The organism is Wolbachia endosymbiont (group B) of Sphaerophoria taeniata, from assembly GCF_947179355.1.
In the GTDB taxonomy this organism is placed as follows: Bacteria; Pseudomonadota; Alphaproteobacteria; order Rickettsiales; family Anaplasmataceae; genus Wolbachia.
In genome coordinates this window covers 81347-100667 of sequence record NZ_CAMXAW010000003.1, presented here as the reverse complement: position 1 = coordinate 100667, position 19321 = coordinate 81347, and the positions used below count along the sequence as shown (strand labels likewise).

The 19321-nt window shown below is 33.5% G+C and carries 17 protein-coding genes; 8 read left to right on the top strand and 9 right to left on the bottom strand.

Features of this window, described 5'->3' with window-relative positions; all coding sequences use genetic code 11:
* Positions 1-308 precede the first annotated feature (308 nt).
* From guaA to ccmC, 5 genes are all read right to left on the bottom strand, one after another.
* Positions 309-1871, bottom strand: coding sequence for a glutamine-hydrolyzing GMP synthase (gene guaA, locus ONG75_RS04440; protein WP_264375878.1), 1563 nt, complete (start codon positions 1869-1871; stop codon positions 309-311).
* 227 nt (positions 1872-2098) lie between these two features.
* Complete coding sequence (locus ONG75_RS04435; RefSeq protein ID WP_264375877.1) at positions 2099-3574, bottom strand: type II secretion system protein GspD; 1476 nt, start codon at positions 3572-3574, stop codon at positions 2099-2101.
* 326 nt (positions 3575-3900) lie between these two features.
* A complete protein-coding gene (gene tnpC, locus ONG75_RS04430) occupies positions 3901-5283 on the bottom strand; it encodes an IS66 family transposase (RefSeq protein ID WP_264375454.1) in 1383 nt (460 codons plus the stop codon).
* Positions 5284-5629: 346 nt separating this feature from the next.
* Positions 5630-6226: a hypothetical protein gene (locus tag ONG75_RS04425; RefSeq protein WP_241653902.1), complete on the bottom strand. Its 597-nt coding sequence runs from the start codon at positions 6224-6226 to the stop codon at positions 5630-5632.
* Between the two features lie 339 nt (positions 6227-6565).
* Positions 6566-7276: a heme ABC transporter permease CcmC gene (gene ccmC / locus ONG75_RS04420; RefSeq protein ID WP_264375876.1), complete on the bottom strand. Its 711-nt coding sequence runs from the start codon at positions 7274-7276 to the stop codon at positions 6566-6568.
* A gap of 142 nt (positions 7277-7418) precedes the next feature.
* Between ccmC and ONG75_RS04415 the strand changes: the two genes are divergently transcribed.
* The 3 genes from ONG75_RS04415 (at position 7419) to ONG75_RS04405 (ending at position 8639) form a co-directional block, all read left to right on the top strand.
* Entirely contained in the window at positions 7419-8237 is an 819-nt protein-coding gene (locus tag ONG75_RS04415; protein ID WP_264331331.1) for a pyruvate, water dikinase regulatory protein, read from the top strand.
* Positions 8238-8306: 69 nt separating this feature from the next.
* On the top strand, positions 8307-8435 hold the full coding sequence (ykgO, locus tag ONG75_RS04410; protein ID WP_006015378.1) for a type B 50S ribosomal protein L36: 129 nt from the start codon (positions 8307-8309) through the stop codon (positions 8433-8435).
* Positions 8436-8471: 36 nt separating this feature from the next.
* A complete protein-coding gene (locus tag ONG75_RS04405; protein ID WP_264375875.1) occupies positions 8472-8639 on the top strand; it encodes a hypothetical protein in 168 nt (55 codons plus the stop codon).
* 7 nt (positions 8640-8646) lie between these two features.
* Here ONG75_RS04405 and ONG75_RS04400 read toward each other — a convergent pair whose 3' ends face one another.
* Positions 8647-8841 carry a hypothetical protein gene (locus ONG75_RS04400; RefSeq protein WP_264331209.1) on the bottom strand — a complete coding sequence of 65 codons (195 nt, stop codon included), beginning with the start codon at positions 8839-8841 and terminating at the stop codon, positions 8647-8649.
* Positions 8842-9168: 327 nt separating this feature from the next.
* The gene (recG, locus tag ONG75_RS04395; protein ID WP_264375874.1) at positions 9169-11208 is read right to left on the bottom strand and encodes an ATP-dependent DNA helicase RecG; all 2040 of its coding nucleotides are present in this window, start codon (positions 11206-11208) and stop codon (positions 9169-9171) included.
* A gap of 144 nt (positions 11209-11352) precedes the next feature.
* Between recG and ONG75_RS04390 the strand changes: the two genes are divergently transcribed.
* Positions 11353-12306, top strand: a complete 954-nt coding sequence (locus ONG75_RS04390) for a hypothetical protein (RefSeq protein WP_264375873.1) — start codon at positions 11353-11355, stop codon at positions 12304-12306.
* A 372-nt stretch (positions 12307-12678) separates the two neighbouring features.
* Here ONG75_RS04390 and ONG75_RS04385 read toward each other — a convergent pair whose 3' ends face one another.
* A complete protein-coding gene (locus ONG75_RS04385) occupies positions 12679-12927 on the bottom strand; it encodes a hypothetical protein (protein ID WP_007301923.1) in 249 nt (82 codons plus the stop codon).
* 515 nt (positions 12928-13442) lie between these two features.
* Between ONG75_RS04385 and ONG75_RS04380 the strand changes: the two genes are divergently transcribed.
* The 4 genes from ONG75_RS04380 to ONG75_RS04365 all read left to right on the top strand — a co-directional run bounded on the left by ONG75_RS04380 (position 13443) and on the right by ONG75_RS04365 (position 17513).
* A complete protein-coding gene (locus ONG75_RS04380; protein ID WP_264375556.1) occupies positions 13443-14402 on the top strand; it encodes an IS5 family transposase in 960 nt (319 codons plus the stop codon).
* A 31-nt stretch (positions 14403-14433) separates the two neighbouring features.
* Positions 14434-14973, top strand: a complete 540-nt coding sequence (locus ONG75_RS04375; protein WP_264375872.1) for a hypothetical protein — start codon at positions 14434-14436, stop codon at positions 14971-14973.
* Between the two features lie 339 nt (positions 14974-15312).
* A complete protein-coding gene (gene mtaB, locus ONG75_RS04370) occupies positions 15313-16539 on the top strand; it encodes a tRNA (N(6)-L-threonylcarbamoyladenosine(37)-C(2))-methylthiotransferase MtaB (protein ID WP_010402133.1) in 1227 nt (408 codons plus the stop codon).
* Positions 16540-16598: 59 nt separating this feature from the next.
* The gene (locus ONG75_RS04365) at positions 16599-17513 is read left to right on the top strand and encodes an outer membrane protein (RefSeq protein ID WP_264375871.1); all 915 of its coding nucleotides are present in this window, start codon (positions 16599-16601) and stop codon (positions 17511-17513) included.
* Positions 17514-17792: 279 nt separating this feature from the next.
* Here ONG75_RS04365 and secD read toward each other — a convergent pair whose 3' ends face one another.
* Positions 17793-19307 carry a protein translocase subunit SecD gene (gene secD / locus ONG75_RS04360; RefSeq protein WP_264375870.1) on the bottom strand — a complete coding sequence of 505 codons (1515 nt, stop codon included), beginning with the start codon at positions 19305-19307 and terminating at the stop codon, positions 17793-17795.
* Positions 19308-19321: the final 14 nt, after the last annotated feature.

Sequence of the window (19321 nt, the reverse complement as noted above, 5' to 3'; positions counted from 1 at the left end):
AAAGTCGATTAAAACAAGCTAATAACTGGGATTGTGAATAGTAAATTAGATTCAAGTAGCCTCTGTGGTGTCATTCAACTTCGTTGTCATCCAAGTACTCCTTTTTCTGTCATCCGAGTAGCTTGACACTGGAATCCAGATCAAGTACGGCTATTATCCAAATAACCCTTCGTTGTCATCCCAGTACTGGGATCCAGGAACCAGCGTCACGCGCTGGAATGACATTAAATAATTTTCCTTAAAATTTGAGTTATGCAAGCAGCCTCTTTGGTGTGATTCGAGTAGCTGAAACTGGAATGAAATTATTGCTACTCCCACTCAATAGTTGCTGGTGGTTTGGAAGTTAAATCATACACAACTCGATTTACTCCGGAAACTTTGTTAACAATTATACTACTGACGTCTTGCAAAAACCTCCAAAATACTAACGAATGTTGATCTTTATTTTCAAATGGAAATGCATCAGCTGTCATGCCATCAGATGAAGTCACAGCCCTTAAAGCGCAAACATATCCGTATGTACGATTATCTCCCATAACTCCCACAGTTTTTACTGGTAACAGTACAGCAAAAGCCTGCCATATTTTATCATACAGATCATAATTTTTCATTGTGTTGATATATATTTCATCTACTTCTTGCAATATTCGTACCTTTTCTTCATCAACCTCACCTATGATCCTCACTGCAAGTCCAGGCCCAGGAAATGGATGTTGAAATATTATCTCATCTGAAAGCCCAATTTCTTTGCCAAGCAGCCTTACTTCATCTTTAAAGAGATAGCGTAAAGGTTCTACTAGTTTCAGATTCATTTTTTCTGGCAACCCACCAACATTGTGATGAGATTTAATTGTACTAGTGTTTCCTGAAGCGTGCCCTGATTCAACTACATCAGAGTAAATGGTGCCTTGCATTAAAAAATCCACATCACCTATTTTTTTTGCCTCTTCTTCAAATACTTCGATAAAAGTATTGCCGATAATTTTTCGCTTTTCTTCCGGATCAGTTATTCCCCTTAACCTACTTAAAAACAAGTTTGATTTATCAACGTAATTTATTGGAATTTCTTTTAACATAGCAGTGGTCTGGCTCTTACGCAATAACCCAGTATCGATAAAAATACAGTTTAATTGTTTTCCTATAGCTTTGTGTGTAAGAACTGCTGCAACACTTGAATCAACCCCCCCACTTACTGCAGCAATTACTTTTTTCTCCCCTACTAAGTTTTGAATTTTTTCCTTCTGTTTTTCAACGAATGACTTCATTGTCCAATCTCTCTCACAATTTGCAATATCTAAGAAATTAGAGAGAAGTTTACTACCATTTGTCGTAGGCTTAACTTCAGGATGGAACTGAGTACAGTAAATCTTCCGCTGTTCGTTGGCAATTATTGCGATTGTTTGATTTATTATACCTGAGGCAATAGCAGTAAATCCTTGCGGTATAGTTTCGACACTGTCTGCATGGTTCATTAGCACATCGACTTCGGAATTAACGTTCCAAGTATCCTTTATAATTGGGGATTCTTTTAGTATCTTGATTTTAGTTTTGCCAAATTCCTGATTGAATTCTTTTCTTACCTTTGCCCCGAAATAATGACAAATGAGTTGCTGTCCATAACATATTCCAAGTATAGGAGTGTTTATTGTTTCGTTAAGTTTTATAATTTTATGTGCTACTTCACTTACTTCAGAGCAATTGTCATTTACAGATTGCGGTCCTCCAGAAAAAATAAATCCATTGAATTTTGATACTGTTTCGAAATCGATATTGCTTGGAAATATTTCACAGTAAACGCCCATTTCCCTGATTTGTCTTGCAATAAGCTGTGTAAACTGTGAACCAAAATCAATAACGGCAATTGCTGACAATGTGCTCCTCCATATTATTTAAAGCAATATTTGATAATAAAGAAAACAATAAAGTAAGTAAACTAAGACCTGTTTAAAAACTTTAATATATGACTAAAGTAACTTAAATTTACCGCAACAGATTTGTGATTAAGCTGTCTTAATTATCATTCTGATACTCTCTTCTTATCATAATAGCAACCCCAACATCTTTCCTTAAGTTGATGCCATTGCCTGAACGGATACGTTTAATATATATATAAATTCCTATCTTTTATATCTAATAAACCAAGTGTTGGTACGATTGTTGCTTTCAGGAAGATGACGGTTTCTACTGTCTTAGCCAGTTTTTTTGACTTTTGATGCAATAAGTTTTGGTTATCTTTTCTATGCTCTATAAGCCCACCAATTACCATAACTTCGCCGCTCTTAATTTTTAACGTAGAGTGCATTTCTCTGGTTTCAATAATTGGAATGTCACTATTTAATTTCATTTTATTCTGCTGTGCGACATATTCTATATTTGGGTCTTTAGTGTAATCGTTAATTCTTGATAAGGTTGGATGTATATCCATGAATATTTCATTAGTATCAATGTTAATGCTTGGGTGGATTATTAACACCACACCTATTGGAGTGCTATTCATCTTGGTAATTAAGGCATGATTGGAGTTTCCGGTATCTTTCTGTATATCGGAAGTAAAATAGATATGGTTTTTAGTAAATGAAATCATTGCTTGCTGATTATTTATAGCATGTACTCTAGGGCTTGAAATTACGGTTGAAGTGCCAAATTTATTTAAAATTTTTACTAAATCTCCTAAATCACTCACACTAGAGTTAATTGCTAGGTCAATAATAGAGTTACCTTGATTTGTTATAGATTTGGTTTCATTATGCAAATCATTTAAGTTGATACCAGAAAGGTATTTATCGTCTAATAAAACTTCAACTATTTTGGCCTCGATCATTACTTGAGAAGACGCCAATTTCTTAACTTTATTAATATATTCTTCAACAGCTTTGTGAATATCTTTTCTAGCATTTAGAATAATGACACCAGCTTCTCTGTTGGATGAAAGAAACTCACCATCATCTACTCCGTTAACATCCATTATTGCATTTAAGCCTTTTTCTAATGAATTCCATAAATCACTACTATATTGAGATTTCATATAGTTTCTATCACCATCACTGTCGGTAATATTGTTACCAATGATAAAACTCCTTTGCGCAGAGTGTTGAATATTGATGAAGTCTACGTAATAATTTTGTGCATATGACAAATCTTGTTCAATTCTAATTACACCATTATTCATTGAGTAACGCAATTTGGCGCTGTTGGCTATATTCTGAATTACTTCGTTTATGTTCTTATCTTTTAGCTTTAAAATAATATTACCTGATATTTTGGGATCTATGTCTAAGTTAACGTCAGAAAGTTTTCCTATCTCAATCAGTAAATCCTTTACTGGTACTTTTTCATCAACATTAATCGAAAGAAACTGATTACTGGTTGTAAGATCGGGAAACTCTACCGGTAAAGGTATCATTTCTGGTATTGCTGGTTCGTTATTCTTCAAAGGAGTATTATATTGTTGCAACGAATAATCGTGCTTATAATTGTCTATATTAACAGAATGTTGCTTGTTAGGTAGATGTGTACAAGAAATAATGAAAAGGAGTATTAAACATTTTAAAATAGCCATGAGGGCAGCATACAAATCTATACTAATAGTTTTCTATAAAAATGTTAAAAATGTATTTAATTGTATCCGTTCAGGGGAGTGGTTTAAGAAATGATAGATAGGAGATTATGAAAAGGGTTTTAGCCGTATGGAAGTGGGATGAAAAGAAGCACTGGTTTCACATGCGTCTGAACAGACACCATTTTACAGCATTTTAAATTTGTCCTGTGCAATGTTTGTACAGTTGCGATAAAAATTACTTGACAAATTTTGACAGCTTTGTTATTTTGATAGTGAAGATATTCTAGAGCTCGAAATCTATCTTCGTCTGCAGACTTTTCGTATCCGTTCAGGAGAGTGGTTTAAGAAACAATAGATAAGAGGTTTTGGAAAGGATTGAGACCCCTTTGTTTCCATGTTAAGTATAACGAAATTATCCGTTCAAGGAATGCATTTCCCCGCTTTGATTGTGTAAAATACGAATTTTTGCGGTAAACGACATAATGCCGTATCTGCTGTTCAGCATGGTTGTTTGTCAGCGGAATGTTTTTTGGGTCATCTAAAAAATTCCACATCATTCTTTCAGATTTCAAAATATTTTTCGCAACTCGAGAGGCTCCAATTGCTTCAGGTAAGTAGGATATTTCCTTCAAGTAATACCTTGTACGTTTTCGCAACTTTCTGGCACGTCTGGCAAATCTAAAAACATCTATCTCATTTTTTAGCAAAGCCTTTTTTAGTGCAAATAATTCAGTAGCTACATTTCTTAAGTAACAGCCAAGAACTTTGACTTCAATATTCCAACTATGCGCTAATCTTTCAAAATCCCTTGCTAAGTGTGCCCAGCAGATTTGCCTTTTTTCATCAGCAAAGTAATTGTATACTGCGTACCTGTCGGTTACCACTAAGCTATTATGATTGCAGCATGCGTTATTTTTTAAAACTTTCATTCCTCTTGACTCTGTCAACTTCACAAAACTTGCCGTATTGCTTGCAAACATCCAACACCAAGCGAGTTTACCTTTGTTATAATGGCTCGTTTCATCAATATGTAGAACTTTACTCCTACTTATCTCTTGTTCGATCTGCTCATACATTTTTTTGCATTTTGAAGCAACTCTATGTTCACTATTTGATATGCTAACGACGCTTATGTTCAAATTGAAGATATCATTTACGACACTCGCTATTTCGCGTTTTGAATTTTTGTAGAATCCGCTGAACGCTGCAATTATTGACTTAACCCTTGGACCAAATGTATCTGACGTAACACCTTCTGGTAACTTACTGCTTCTTCTTTTTCCGCATCTCCGGCAACGACCATGCTCCATCTGATATTCCACTACATAAGGCCTAATTTCCGGAAGATCAACTTTTTGATGAATGTACGGTCCATTGCATATTGCAATCCCTCCTCCGCATTCACAAGTAGATGACAACTTTACTTTTATCACCTCATCTGCATCCATTTTGGCGCGAAAACTTCCTTTATGACCAACCTGACCACCAACGTTTCTGTCGCTCTTTGGCTTGTCCTTTTTTATTTTGTACAACTCTCTAGAGCTTGGTAGAGATGAATTTTTCGAGTTTAAACCAAGCCTTTCCTTTAATTCAGCGTTCTCTATCTTTAAAGCCTTGTTCTCTGCTTTTAAACTTTCATTCTCCCTTTCCAGCTTTTCTATTTTTGCTTCTAACTTTTCTATTTTTTGCTGTAAATTTTTGCAAAGCTCTAAAAGGTTTACCACATTACCTCACTTTTGCTCTATGATTATCTTTTTAGATCACCTTGTCTACCTTATTCTGCCACTCCGCTGAACGGATACGACTTTTCAACTTCATTAATTTATAATCTCTAGTTAAAGTATATTGTACTTATGTATAGATAACTTCTATCATAGCTATATACATTTTTCTGAGTTTTTTTGTATTACTTAGGAGGATCATCATGTTTAAAATCATGGATTACGCATATCATTGACATAAATGCCTTAAAAGGACAGATGGTACCTACGTCCTCTTTATATAGATTATGTATTTGTTCAGATACGACTAAATTGTGTCTAGTGTAGAAAAAATTAGACAAATTCAGCATTATATAGAACCAAATTCAACGGAAGTAGAATTATCCTCATTTCCATAATAGTAAGGATTTGCTTCTTGCGTATTATTAACAGCAGTTTTTAATAGTACTTCCTTATCACTATTCCATGCAACTTTCTCCATAATTGGAATATAATCCTTACACTTTTGATTATCTCCACAATCCTTGATTTTACTATCATCATTTAGATAACGCTTCAATGCATCATAGTATACTTTAGTGTTATTACCCTCTTTATCTATCATTTGTCCTAAGGTATTAACAAGTATCAATGGTGCAACTTGTTTTGCTTTTACAACACTTGTTTCACTGGACTCTCTAAAGAGATTAGGACATGCTCCTCTGGAAAAAAAGCTCTTGTTGAATTCTGGATTACTACGGTAAACGTTCGGGTAACAGAAACTCTTAATCTCTTCTTCTTGACACGCTAACTCTATTTGATCATCGACACATTTTTCACATTCTATATTACCAAGCCAGGATATTGAATTAAGATCCTCTGTAAAGGCAAATTTAAAATTTACTGCACCATAATTACCATTTGCTCCCTCTTCTATATATTTTGCAATCTTAGGATTACTGTACATCTCAGGATATAATTCCTTTAGTAAATCAGATGCACTAAAACCTTGACAACCTATCTCATTATCAACTTTATAAAAATGAGAATATGGCCCACAATTTTCATACTTGGAACAATCTGAGGTTACTTTTCGAGATGTAATTTCTCCATTTTCATTCTCTCCTTCATCAGTAACAGGTTCGCCCGTATCAATTTCACCTTCTCTATCGGTAACAGGTTTATCTATACCACTTCCTTTTTTACATTCTTCAGCTATTTTTTATACCACTTAGTCTCTGCTGATGATTGCTCTACATTTTAATTTCCGTCGCTGTTCACAACATTACACTCTGGAACTATATACCTAATATCGCATGCTGATTTCTCTCTTTATCTTCTGCAAATTAATTAAATGAAGGGCATTAAGTATCCACACTACTAAAAAAAGTGTGGTACAAAATATAAACATTGCAATGAGTGGCAGCAGTAAAGAACCTTCTATTGCTACTCCACCTTTTCTAAAAATACTTGCTGGCTGATGAAGAGTAGACCATAAATTCACAGAAAATTTTACTATGGGAATATTTATAGCACTAAAAATGGCAAATACTGCTGATGATTTCTCTGCTCTTGCTTGATTATCAAAAGCGCTCCACAATGAAAGATAACCAACATACAGAAAAAACAAAATCAGCATTGAAGTAAGCCTTGCATCCCATACCCACCAAGTACCCCATGTTCCTTTTCCCCAGATGCTACCTGTGATTAAGCATATTGCCGAAAAGACTGTCCCTGCAGGAGCAGCGGCATGTGCTAAGACACTAGCAACACTATTGTTCCATACCAACGAAATGAAACTGAGTGATGCAATGAGTCCGTATATTCCAAGAGCAAGCCATGCAGAAGGCACATGAAGATACATAATTCGTACAATTTCTCCTTGTTTATAATCTCCTGGGGAGAAGAATAATGCCAAGAACATTCCAATTAAAAAACATGCGAAACAAATAACCCCAAGCCAAGGTAGAGCTTTTTTAGCAAAAGAAGTGAAATTTGTAGGCTTTAATAAAAACATTCATTTTGAGAATAATTGTGTTAAGAATTTATCAATTAGTTTGAGTTTTATCAACAAGATAGTTTTTCTATATTTACGTAGTATAATAAATTAGCACAATTTCAGTAGCAGATTGCTTGCTATTATTTTTATTATAACGTTGATGACCCTTAAAAAGCTTAACCTACACTTAGTGTCAGATTCAAGTGGTGAAACTGTTATATCAGTTGCAAAATCAGCTCTGAAACACTTTCGTTCTGTAGAAACGATCGAATATGTTTGGTCTTTTGTAAAAGGAGAAGAGCAGATTGACAAAATTTTAGAGGAAATTAATAGAAAAAGTGATGAGCATAACTTTGTTATATGTACTATTACTGATGATGGACTCAGAAAATATCTAAAAGATAATTGTATCAAGTTAAAAATTCCATATAGAGCAATATTATCACATATTATTAGAGAAATTTCATCCTATCTTGAAATTGAAAAAGATGAAAAACTTGACCTATATACTGAAATAAATAACGAATATTTTCAGCGCATTGAGGCAATAAACTATACCATTAATCATGATGATGGACAAAATATTCAAGATATTGATAAAGCCGATATAATTTTGGTTGGAGTTTCACGCACATCAAAATCTCCCACCAGTATGTATTTAGCTTATCGAGGCTATAAAGTTGCAAATGTTCCTTTTGTTAGCGAGATACCCTTTTACGTCGACTTAGCAAAATTAAAAAATAAACTGACTATAGGAGTAACAATAGACGTAAGAAGGCTAATAGAAATACGCAAAAATAGACTGACTTCAATTAATAATGAAGGTAATAATATATATGCTGACCCTAGAAAAGTAGAAAAGGAAATTAAAGAAGCGGAGGAGTTCTTTAAGCAAAATAACTGGCCAATTATTGATGTTACGCAAAGGTCGATCGAAGAAGTATCAGCAACAATTATACAATATTTTAATAAAATGTGAAAAATTTATCAATTGACTAACTCTCTGTCAGTGATCATAATGTAAGGTAATTCTATTCTTACTATAGATATGAAAGTTAAAGGGTCACTAAAATCTCATCGTAACAGAGATAAAAATTGTAAAGTTGTGAAAAGGGGTGGTAAAGTTTATATTATAAATAAGGTAAAGCCGAGATGTAAAGCGCGTCAAGGTTCTTAGCTTTTTGTTTGCCTTTTTATGTCATATGTTTTTCATATGGAAGCATGGTTAGAAAGAAACAAAAATTGTTGCATAGCACTGCCCATTTCTTCTCCTACATTATATTTTGGTATTAACCTGATTACAGGCAGACGTGGCTTGTTAACATTAATTAACTTAAAAAAAGAAATTAATTACGTGCGTCAACAAGTCCATGAATTTTAGTTCCACCCTAAGCCCTCTTGAGCTTGAGAATTTTTTCTATATATAGGCTGAGCATGAATGACATCTGATCATCAATTATGCAAATCTGGATCTTGTTGTGCATACTTAAGTCATTTTGCCAAAATTCCCTTTTTACACCACCTTTTAAACCTCTTATGTATACTTCTGTAATTGCAGTAAATTTTTGATCATTGGCAGCCATTTCTCCACACTGCTTCCATACATACTCTCAACTTCTTCTCGCTTTTACTGTGTATTCCTTTTGTGCTCTTTAAAACGGTACCTTCTATATATATTTATTGTTATTAGGCTAAGTTACCGCTTTTTTTCCATTTTTATACTTCCTGCCCTTGATTAATTTGACCTGCTAACATTTTGTTTACAGGGCCTGCTATTAACTCTGCACAATTTATTCTTATGGTAAAAACTTCTTCTTCACTCTTATTTTTCCTTAACTTGACGCATATGGTTTGTTAAATACTCCCGTCTGTCAAGGAATTTCTACTCATGAGGGTTATGGCTTGAAAGATTACTGAAATTTTGAAAAATGTAGTCTACTTCTATATTCAAATATATCAAGCAGTAATTCAAAATTAGCTATTGTACCTTTTTCACTATTATATGCAAGGTTGAGCAATTCTCTGTCCTCATATAAATCAGCAAATTTAAACTCCATGCACCCTGATTGTTTTGTGCCTAGAATATCTCCGCTACCCCTCAGCATCATATCCTTTTCAGCAATATAAAATCCATCTTGTGACTCACACATAATCTTTAACTTTGAATACGAACTTTTACTGAGATTGTCATATAACAGTACACAAAAAGACGGTTTACTTCCTCGTCCTACTCTACCTCTTAACTGATGTAATTGCGATAACCCGAACTGCTCTGCATTCTCTATAATCATAATAGTTGCATCTGGTACATCTATACCAACTTCTATCACAGTAGTTGCAACAAGCAGAGAAAATTCATTCCTCTTGAAGGAAAACATCACTTGATCTTTCTGCTCTTGAGTTAGTTTTCCGTGTATTATTCCAACTCTATCAAAAAATGTCTTTTGTAGTTCCTGAAAGCGCATTTCTGCTGCGGCAATATTGAGTTCTTCGTTTTCTTCTATATATGGACAAATCCAATATGCTTTTTCGCCTCTATTTATAGCATCTTTCAGTCTTTGAATAATATCTGGTAGTTTTTTAACGTTCATAATAACGGTTTTTATTGGCAATCTAGATTTTGGTTTTTCCCTTAAAATAGAACATTCAACATCACCATACATAGCTTGCTGCAAGGTTCTTGGAATGGGAGTTGCAGTAACAAAAAGTATATCGGTATTTTCTCCTTTTCCTACCAACCGATTCCTCTGTATCACTCCAAATCGCTGTTGTTCGTCTATGACTGCGAGTCCTAAATTTTTAAATGTAACGTTGGCTTGAAATAATGCATGAGTACCAATTACTATATTTAAAATACCACTTGCAAGTTCGTTCATAATAATCTTTCTTTCCTTGCGCGCAGTTTTACCGGTAAGCAAAGCAACTTTTATATCAGTACAAGATAGAGCTTCTTCGATCCAATTATAATGTTGCTCAGCCAAGATAGTAGTTGGTGCCATTAGAGCTGCTTGCATGTTATTTTCTACCACATTCAGCATCGCAAAGAGTGCAACTACAGTTTTGCCACTCCCAACGTCACCTTGCAGCAGACTTACCATGCGGTATCTGGATTTTTGTCTTTCTGAGATTTCATCTATCGCTCGAATTTGATCATTTGTTAATTGGAACGGTAATTCATTTAAGACCTGCTCTTTGTATTTACTCAATATTATAAATTCTTTTCCCTCTTTTTTTACATGATTTTCCCTTGCAAGCTTTAGTGCCAACTGGTACGCAAATAGCTCATCATAAGCAAGTCTTTCTCTGCAAACTTCTGCTTCTGCGAGTGAGCTCGGTCTGTGCAATCTTATGATGCTTTCTTTCCAATTCAGCCATTTCTTTTGCTTGATTAATGTTTCATCTATCCACTCTGGCAAATCAGGCAAATCTTTTAGATTAGAACTTATTATGTTTCTAATGCTCTTGTTAGTAATACCGCGACATAATTGGTAAATTGGCTCTATGCAGGCTATTTCTTTAAATTGATTGATATCAGACAACATGTAATCTGGGTGAGTAATTTGCCAATGTTCGGCAAACTTTTCAAGTTTACCACTGATTACTATATCTGTTCCAACTGGAAATAATTTATACAAATATTTAACTGAGTAATTAAAAAAAACTATAAATAAATACTGACTTTCACTTTCAACGATTATTTTATATGGCCTACCTCTAACAGTGGGGTGCTGGTGCTCATACACTTTTGCCACAAAAGTTGTAAATTCTCCCACTTGAGCATCAGGTAGTGATTTACTTCTATCCACATAACTGAGCGGCCTATAAAACAGCAAGTCCATTACTCTGTCTCCACCGCAAAGTTTAGGCAATATTGCGGAATGAAACTTTAGTATATTCTCAATTTTACTATTTAGAAAAGTCAGCACACTTGACTGCTCATCAACATTCATACTGTGTAAAACCGTTTATTCATAATAGAGCCTTACTAAAATCCTGTCACCCTATTATGACTGTCTATGTTAAGTATATTATTGACATATTAACTATTTTTATGTATTATTATACTATCAGCAATTCATATCAAAGTATTAACAATGAACAACTCTATACAGGAAAAAAAGGGAAATCCAGTAGTTACGCTAAAGGCTCAAGCGGAAAAGTTTGATTTTAGCAGGTTAAGGGCTGATAAAACCAATGAGTCAGCAAACACTGGTGAGCAGATGTATGAAGATTTTCGAAGAATGAGATTTGTTATTAACAGCAAAAATCTAGACCAAAGTTTAATTGGTGCATTGATAGACGGAGCTAAGCAATACAATTTTGATGAAGTTTGGGATAGGTATTATAAAAATCAAGGGATACCTGGCAATAAAAAAACCGACCAATATTATAAAGAGGAGTTTGAAAGGTTTTATAATCTAGGTAAAGGGTACGCTCATCTATTACCAAAAGAAGGAGATGAAAATAAAAGTTATCGTGCGTTTGGAAAAGAAGTTTTCAAGGAAATGTTCAAATATGCTGAAGCTCAAGTTCCAAGCGATTCTATCTTAAAAGAACTAGTTACTAACTGTAACCAAGCTGCTTATGTAGGTGCATTATATAATGAGGATAGTCCTCTTTTTCATGTAACTAAAATACATGAATTAACTTTCAGCTCCAGTCATACAACATATATTAATTGCAGTAATTCAGAACGTGTAGAAGTCACAGTTAAAGAGCTAATCTCTGCCACCGTATTTGTAAAGCCAAATGAAGAATTATGTAAATTGAACAGCTCACTAGAATTCGCACTTGAATCTCAAGATGGGAAAGATGATGTGATATATAAAGATGGCAAATTGTCACTTACTGTACCTCGAAAATTGAGAGATTATAAAACTGATGGCATAAGTTTATTTGATATTATTAAAGAATATTTCTATAAATTCTGCGAGAAGTTAGGGTTCAAGTTTGAAGTAGAAATAGAGCATGATTTAGGTGATCCGATGAGCTACCTCGAAGAGGTAGCTCTGCCCATTCATAGCAATGAACACGAAAATACGCTCTAAAACTAACAATTAAAATATCTCAAGTTCTGTTAGCTTATTTGCATAGTCAGTTGTACTAGACGCAACTTAATCTGACAGAAAAACTAATATCAATCTCTATGTTTGATGCTACTAATATTTTTCTAAAAAGCAATATGCTTGCTATCAAGAAAAGTCTGCATAGCAATATTTACCTCAATGAGGCCTTGTCTCAATTCCTAAATATAGCTGTGATTTTCTGGTTTATCATAGCCCATATCAGTCAAAATGCGCGATAATAGCACCATCAAAGAAAGATATATTAAAAAGATTAGCGGCAGTAATTGCAGTTTTCTCTGTTTGCCATAGCAACTCTTGAGTAGGTATCAGTAATAATGATAATCTATATATCTGCTATAAAACCTCGAGATCCGTAGAATAGGGCTGACTAAGGTTCTCATACATTCCTGTATGCTGAGAACATAAAAGCTCTTTTGATTCTATTCCTAAATCCTCAAGTATTTGCTCCTGTTCAGCTATAAGTTCTAATAGCCCTGTTCCACTTTCACTTACTTCACTTCGTTCAAGACACATAAGTTCTGTTAACTCTGCTATGTCTTCTCTAGAAAGCTGATTTTTTTCAGAAAAAGTTGCTTCACTCATATGGTCCTCTTTTTGATATAAAGAGTATCTTATACAAGAGAATAACTAAAATAATCTAAACTCTTGTGTCATATTTGTAGCTTGGTGTAGTTATATGGTACATTTCAGATAAGAGTACTGATTATCTAATTGTAGGAGAAAACCTAGTCAAAATATAAAAAAGCAGTGGAATTGGGGGTGGTAAATTCAGAAGTGTCTGAATAACTGTGTGAACTAAGTTCGGAGGAGAATAGTATCAAGAAAGGAGAAAATTATATGGTCTTACCTTTATTGATGTATTAATTGAGAAGAGTTCTTAAAAGTTAATGTTTTGTTAGTTGTTTCATACTAAAATAGGAATATATAAGTAATTAGGAAAATGTTATGCGGTCTAATTTCAATTCACTTAATAAATACGGATGGCTTTGTTGCATAGCTAGTGTTGGTTGAGGTTATTGTAAGAAGAAAAGCTTTTTAATATATGGCTACTAACGCATTTTGTTGTAAAATAGGCATTTTTCAAACAAGTACAACTTATGCCACAAAAAATGAGAGTAAGTAACCAAAGAGAATATAACGAGTTTCTCAAAAAAAGAGGAAATGTTTTTCATTTTGTTAATCAAGCCATAGAAAATTGGTATGAAAATAGTCCAAAAGTTGCAGGTGGCAATAACACTTATAGTGATAAAGTTGTAATTTTAATACACATAATAGTTCATCTTTTTAGAATTGGCTTGAGACAAGCTGTAGGTTTTGTAAAAGGTTATATGGTACAAATAGGCAAAAAACTTAAGATTATCAGCTATACACAAGCTTCCAGAAGATTTAAAAAGCTTAATTTGAAGATTGATGACCATAGAAGCAATAAAGATGATCTGGAAAATGTTGAAATTGCCGTAGATAGCACTAGAGTTAGTATCTACAATAATAACGGTGGGCATAGTAAGCTTAATATTCGAAAAAGGAAATACAGTGGTTATGGTCAAGTAAGAAAATTACATGTTGTTTTAAACATAAATGATAAGAAAGCAATAAGCATGAACTACACTAGTGGTGTTGCTGTAGACTATTTGCCGGTCTGCGATATGTTAGAAGAAGTCAGTGATAAATATAACATTTGTTCTATTCGAGCAGATGCGGCTTATGATATAAAAAGTGTGTATAAAGAATGCAGAAAATACAATATTGTGCCTATTATTCGCCCTAGGAAGGATACTAAAATTTGTTTAGCTGACTACTTATCAGAAAGAAACAAGTATATTAGTAGAATTAGGTCATATGAGAATTATGAAGATGGTATTAATGAATGGAAGAAAAAAGTTAAGTATGGAGCACGGTCTTATATTGAAGTCTTTTTCTATAGGTTGAAGCAAATATTTGGGTTTGGCTTGAAAAATAAATCAGAGGTAAATCGTGAAAAAGAGCTGTTAATTAAGTGCTACTTATTGAACAAATTTACTGATATAGGTATGGCTAAATTTAAATTAGCTGCGTAAATTCACTGTGATTTACATGCCTATCAGTGCTATGCAACAAAGCCAATACGGATATGTATCTGATGCAAATGGATTGTCTCACCAACAAATGGGAATGTATGATGATTTAGGAAGATATGAAGTTGCTGATGAAGATATGATGTACCAAAAAAACTATGGTATTATTGGTGATAGTTTAAAAAAAGTAACAAATCTGACTGGAGATACAGCAAAGAGTATAGCAGATTACCTTATTAAACCTGTTAGTGATCAGGTTGCAAAGCAAATCGTTGTTCCATTAGGAACAGAGATTATAAGTAAAATTGTCGTACCTATTACAAAGAAAGTTGCAGAACAAAATCAAGACATGATAAAAGAGCTAACAGATAAACTCATGGTTCGCGTGGAAGATTTTGCTCGGTTACAAATAGAAAAATTAAAAGAAGACGTAAAGCAAGAGATAACATCAATACCAGGTAAAGTTTTAGAGAAGATAAAACCTTCTTCATGGCTTCCATGGAAAGCAGAAAGTTTGGATGAAGCTTATTCTGATACTTATGTACCAAATGATATAGATGAATTTGCATGGTAGAGCTTCAAGGTTTAGCAAAATGTTTTTTGGTTTATATTCGCTTGAGGTTAACATCATTGGCATTAAGCTTTTTTTATGGAATATAATAGATTTCTTGCATAACCAGCCAGCTTGGTATCCAATAAGAAAATCTTGATTCCAGCGTCACGAGCTGGAACTCTTTGAATTCCAGTTATGCAAGAAATCTAATACCAAAATGTTAAATGATCTTACTGTATATCTACAAATTCTTCCTGTGATTTTCAACTCTAGAGGTTATGCTTAAATTATAATATCTACCAAAAAAATAGTCATTTTGCTTGGATATTTGATATAATTTAGATCTATTAAAGCAAAAGCATGAATGAAGTAATAACATTTGGTTGTCGTCTAAATTTCTACGAGAGTGAGTTAATCAAAGAAGCATTAAAAAAAGCAAAGAGAGAAAATGTTGTTGTAGTGCATAGCTGTGCAGTGACAAACGAAGCAGAACGCCAAGTGAAGCAAAAAATACGTAAGATCTATAAAAACGACCCAAGTAAAGAAATTATCGTAGTTGGCTGTGCCGTTCAATTAGATCCTAAATCATATAGTGATATTCCTGGTGTAAGTAAAGTGCTAGGTAATCAAGACAAGCTAAGAGCTGAAAATTATCTACTAAATAATGATGAAATCTTAGTCAGTGATAACCAAGTAGAACCTATTCTCATTAATGGATTTGAAGATAAATCAAGGGCATTTATTGAAATTCAAAATGGTTGTAATCATAGTTGTACATTTTGCTCAATTACTGAGGCAAGAGGAAATAATCGATCTGTGCCAGTAAACAATATTATAGAGCAAATTAAGATTTTTATAGAAAATGGGTATCAAGAAGTGGTGTTTACAGGTGTTGATATTACTGACTTTGGTACAGATTTGTTTGGTAAGCAATCACTCAGTTCAATGATTAGAAGAGTTTTAAAGGATATACCACAGTTAAAGAGACTAAGACTTTCCTCTATTGATGTTGCTGAAGTTGATGATGAACTAATGGATTTAATAGCTAATGAGTCAAGACTTATGCCTCACTTACACTTGAGTCTACAGTCTGGTAATAATTTAATACTAAAGAGAATGAAACGTCGTCACAATAGAGAACAAGTGATAGAATTTTATCATAAAATGAAGAGCTTAAGACCTAATATAGCATTTGGCGCTGATATTATTGCTGGATTTCCAACAGAAACTGATGAAATGTTTCAGGATACAGTTGATTTACTGAAAAAAATAAATGTAGTTTATCTACATGCTTTTCCATATTCAGAGCGGAAAAACACACCTGCTGCACGGATGCCACAAATACCAGAGAATGTACGTAAAGAACGAGTAAAGCATCTAAGAGAAATAAATAAAGAAATGATGAGCAGTTTTTATCAATCTTTGCTCGGCACTGAGCAAAGCGTTTTGGTTGAGCAGAATAATATTGGTAGAACAGAAAATTTTGCATTAATAAAACTTACATCAAGAGTTCAAGCTAAAAGTATTGTGAAAGCTCATGTTAAAGGAATAGAAAATAATTGTTTAATTGGAAATATTATTTCTTAATTTTTGTACATTAAAGGAATATATGATATAGTAGTTATACTATAAGTGATAATTCATTTATGATAATTAGAATATCTATTGCTTTATTTTTCATCTTCATTCCGTGTGTCTATTTTTTTATTACTTATATCAGTAACAATACACACATTGAGCAAGTGCAGCCCTTAAAATTAGAAACGGACAATAATGAAAGTGTGATACATTCTGAAGAAGTTACTGAAAAAGAAGTGCCAATAAAATGTCAAGAACTTGAAAGTAGTTCACCTTCTGTTTTCCAAGTAGCTAATCAGAAAAATATGTGGCCAAGTATTGCAGATCAAGCTGAACCTACAAAGGAAAAATCAAAAAAACTTGATTTCTATGTTAGTGCTAATGGTGGTAAGATATATTCTGATAGCTCAGAAGTATTTGTGGAGGGTATACGTGCAATAGGAAAAAGAATTCTTACTTTAGCTGAGGGCCGTTATGGTGGTTTTCTTTTAGACCTATTCTTAGGAGATGAAATTAAAAACATAAAAAAATTTAACGGTAAAATTGATTTTCAGTGGCTTAGCAGCATATCTGTAGGTTACTATGCTGGAGAAAATGGCCGAGTTGATTTTGAGACCATGTATTCTAAAGTCAATATTGAAGATAGTAACTCTCCTCCGGTATTTGATAAATCAGCAAGTGTATCTGCATTCTTATTAAATTTTTACTATAACCCTAATGTTCAAAATACTCAATTTGCTCCGTATATTGGTCTTGGTATAGGATCAACAGTTTTTAGATTAAAAAGGATTGATAAATCATCTAAAAATTTAATGCCACTGAATGTTCCTTGGCTTGTTTATCAAATAAAGCTTGGTGTTGATTACTCAGTAATTCCAGAAGTTAAAACCTTTCTCGGCTATCGTTACTTTAATATTCCAACACCTATTGCAGACGATATATCCACTCATAATATTGAAGTTGGTTTGATGTTTAATTTTTAGTAATAATATCTTTTCAATTCTAATATCCTGATTTCCATTCAGAAATTTGATAAATCTATCCATATCTTTAATCTTATGGCCATATCCTTTGTGATAGCCTGAAGATGGTTTCTGTTTCTTTTTTCCTTTTCCTCCACAAATATATTGGTTTTATGCTCACTAAATTGGTGAGCATGTTACAACGTTTTTGACGACGAAAAGACTGGATAGCTACTTTCATGACAACCATTTAGTTGTCTTTTCTCGTCTATCTTATTTTGTCACTCTGCTGAACAGATACTAAAGTACTAGCTTTTGTGGGTTAATGCACAATTCTATCAGAAGTTTTGTGACTATAATTGCAGAAAACATCGAGCACAGGATTCCTATCGATAAAGTGACAGAAAACCCTCTAATTGCTCCGCTACCAATAATGAACATTATTCCTGCAGCAATCAGTGTAGTGAGGTTTGAGTCAAGAATTGTTTTTATTGCGTTTTTAAATCCTTCTTCAATGGCACGAGCTGTTCTTTTTCCTGCTCTTATTTCTTCGCGGATGCGTTCAAATATTAAAACATTTGCATCCACTGACATGCCAACAGTTAGCGCAATTCCAGCAATTCCAGGGAGAGTAAGAGTTGCTTCAAGTAAGGTAAGAATGAGTAGTATAGAGATTACATTAAAAACGAGTGCAACAGACGCTAATAAGCCTAATTTGCCGTAAGTAATGATTATAGATAAACCAACGGCTATGATAGAGATTATTGCTGCAATTTCTCCTGCTTTTATTGACTCTTCTCCAAGGCTTGGACCAATGTTTTTTTCTTCAATTATTTTAAGTGGTGCAGGTAGTGCACCTGATTTTAAAAGTATTGCAAGTTCACTCGCTTGTTTTTCAGTGAAATTACCGCTAATTTCTCCCTCTCCATTTAGAATAGGTTCACGTATTGTTGGTACAGTTAAGACTGTGTTATCTAAAACAATTGCAAAAGGCTTTCCTACATTTTCTTTAGTAATTTTTGCAAATTTTTTACTTGCTATGCTGTCGAATTTGAAATGTACTGTTGGTTTACCTAAATTGCCAAATCTAACTGATGCGTTAACTAATGAATCACCGCCTATTTCAGTTTTGCGGAATATCGGGTAGGAATTACCCAAAGAATCCTTGAGCATAATCGTAGTGTCATGATCGATATCTTGCATTTTAGCTACATTGGTGTTTGCCAAATGGAAGGCCAGCTTGGCTGTTTTGCCAAGCAGAGATTTTATCTGCTGAGTGTCTTCTACTCCAGGAACTTGGACTAATATCTTATTTTGTCCTTGTTTTTGCACACTTACTTCCTTAGTACCAAGCTTATCTAAGCGTCTTTGAACATTAACTATTGACTCTGAAACTACTTCATTGATTAATGAATTCTTATAATGCGGTTTATATGAAATGAAAATTGCAGTATTTTTTCTACTCAATTCTAAATTTGGGTTTATTTTATGTATTAACGTTGAAACTTTTTTGTAATCATCAATATTATTTAAAGTTACAACCACTTGTTTATCGTTTTTTGCGCTAAATTCAATCTTTTGTGTTAACAGACCTTCTTTTATTTCATCGGTTAGCATGCTTAGTTTCTCTTTGAAGTAAAAATCTAAGTCTACATTTAGAAGCAGAGATGATCCACCTTTCAGGTCGAGCCCTAGATTTATCCTCTTTTTTGAGGTGAAAAACTTATTATCAAAGAAATTTGGTAGTATTATATATAAAGATAGTAGAAAAATTAGTAATACTGAAAGAGATTTAACTATGAGCTTGTTTAGCATAAATTTAAACTATA

Excerpts from the sequence above, each read along its gene's own strand:
- secD (WP_264375870.1), bottom strand. The coding sequence starts at position 19,307 with ATGCTAAACAAGCTCATAGTTAAATCTCTTTCAGTATTACTAATTTTT.
- ONG75_RS04405 (WP_264375875.1), top strand. The coding sequence starts at position 8,472 with ATGGAAGCATGGTTAGAAAGAAACAAAAATTGTTGCATAGCACTGCCC.
- ONG75_RS04380 (WP_264375556.1), top strand. The coding sequence starts at position 13,443 with ATGCCACAAAAAATGAGAGTAAGTAACCAAAGAGAATATAACGAGTTT.
- ccmC (WP_264375876.1), bottom strand. The coding sequence starts at position 7,276 with ATGTTTTTATTAAAGCCTACAAATTTCACTTCTTTTGCTAAAAAAGCT.
- ONG75_RS04425 (WP_241653902.1), bottom strand. The coding sequence starts at position 6,226 with ATGTACAGTAATCCTAAGATTGCAAAATATATAGAAGAGGGAGCAAAT.
- recG (WP_264375874.1), bottom strand. The coding sequence starts at position 11,208 with ATGAATGTTGATGAGCAGTCAAGTGTGCTGACTTTTCTAAATAGTAAA.
- ONG75_RS04400 (WP_264331209.1), bottom strand. The coding sequence starts at position 8,841 with ATGGCTGCCAATGATCAAAAATTTACTGCAATTACAGAAGTATACATA.
- mtaB (WP_010402133.1), top strand. The coding sequence starts at position 15,313 with ATGAATGAAGTAATAACATTTGGTTGTCGTCTAAATTTCTACGAGAGT.
- ONG75_RS04365 (WP_264375871.1), top strand. The coding sequence starts at position 16,599 with ATGATAATTAGAATATCTATTGCTTTATTTTTCATCTTCATTCCGTGT.
- ONG75_RS04385 (WP_007301923.1), bottom strand. The coding sequence starts at position 12,927 with ATGAGTGAAGCAACTTTTTCTGAAAAAAATCAGCTTTCTAGAGAAGAC.
- ONG75_RS04390 (WP_264375873.1), top strand. The coding sequence starts at position 11,353 with ATGAACAACTCTATACAGGAAAAAAAGGGAAATCCAGTAGTTACGCTA.
- ONG75_RS04375 (WP_264375872.1), top strand. The coding sequence starts at position 14,434 with ATGCAACAAAGCCAATACGGATATGTATCTGATGCAAATGGATTGTCT.
- ykgO (WP_006015378.1), top strand. The coding sequence starts at position 8,307 with ATGAAAGTTAAAGGGTCACTAAAATCTCATCGTAACAGAGATAAAAAT.
- ONG75_RS04415 (WP_264331331.1), top strand. The coding sequence starts at position 7,419 with ATGACCCTTAAAAAGCTTAACCTACACTTAGTGTCAGATTCAAGTGGT.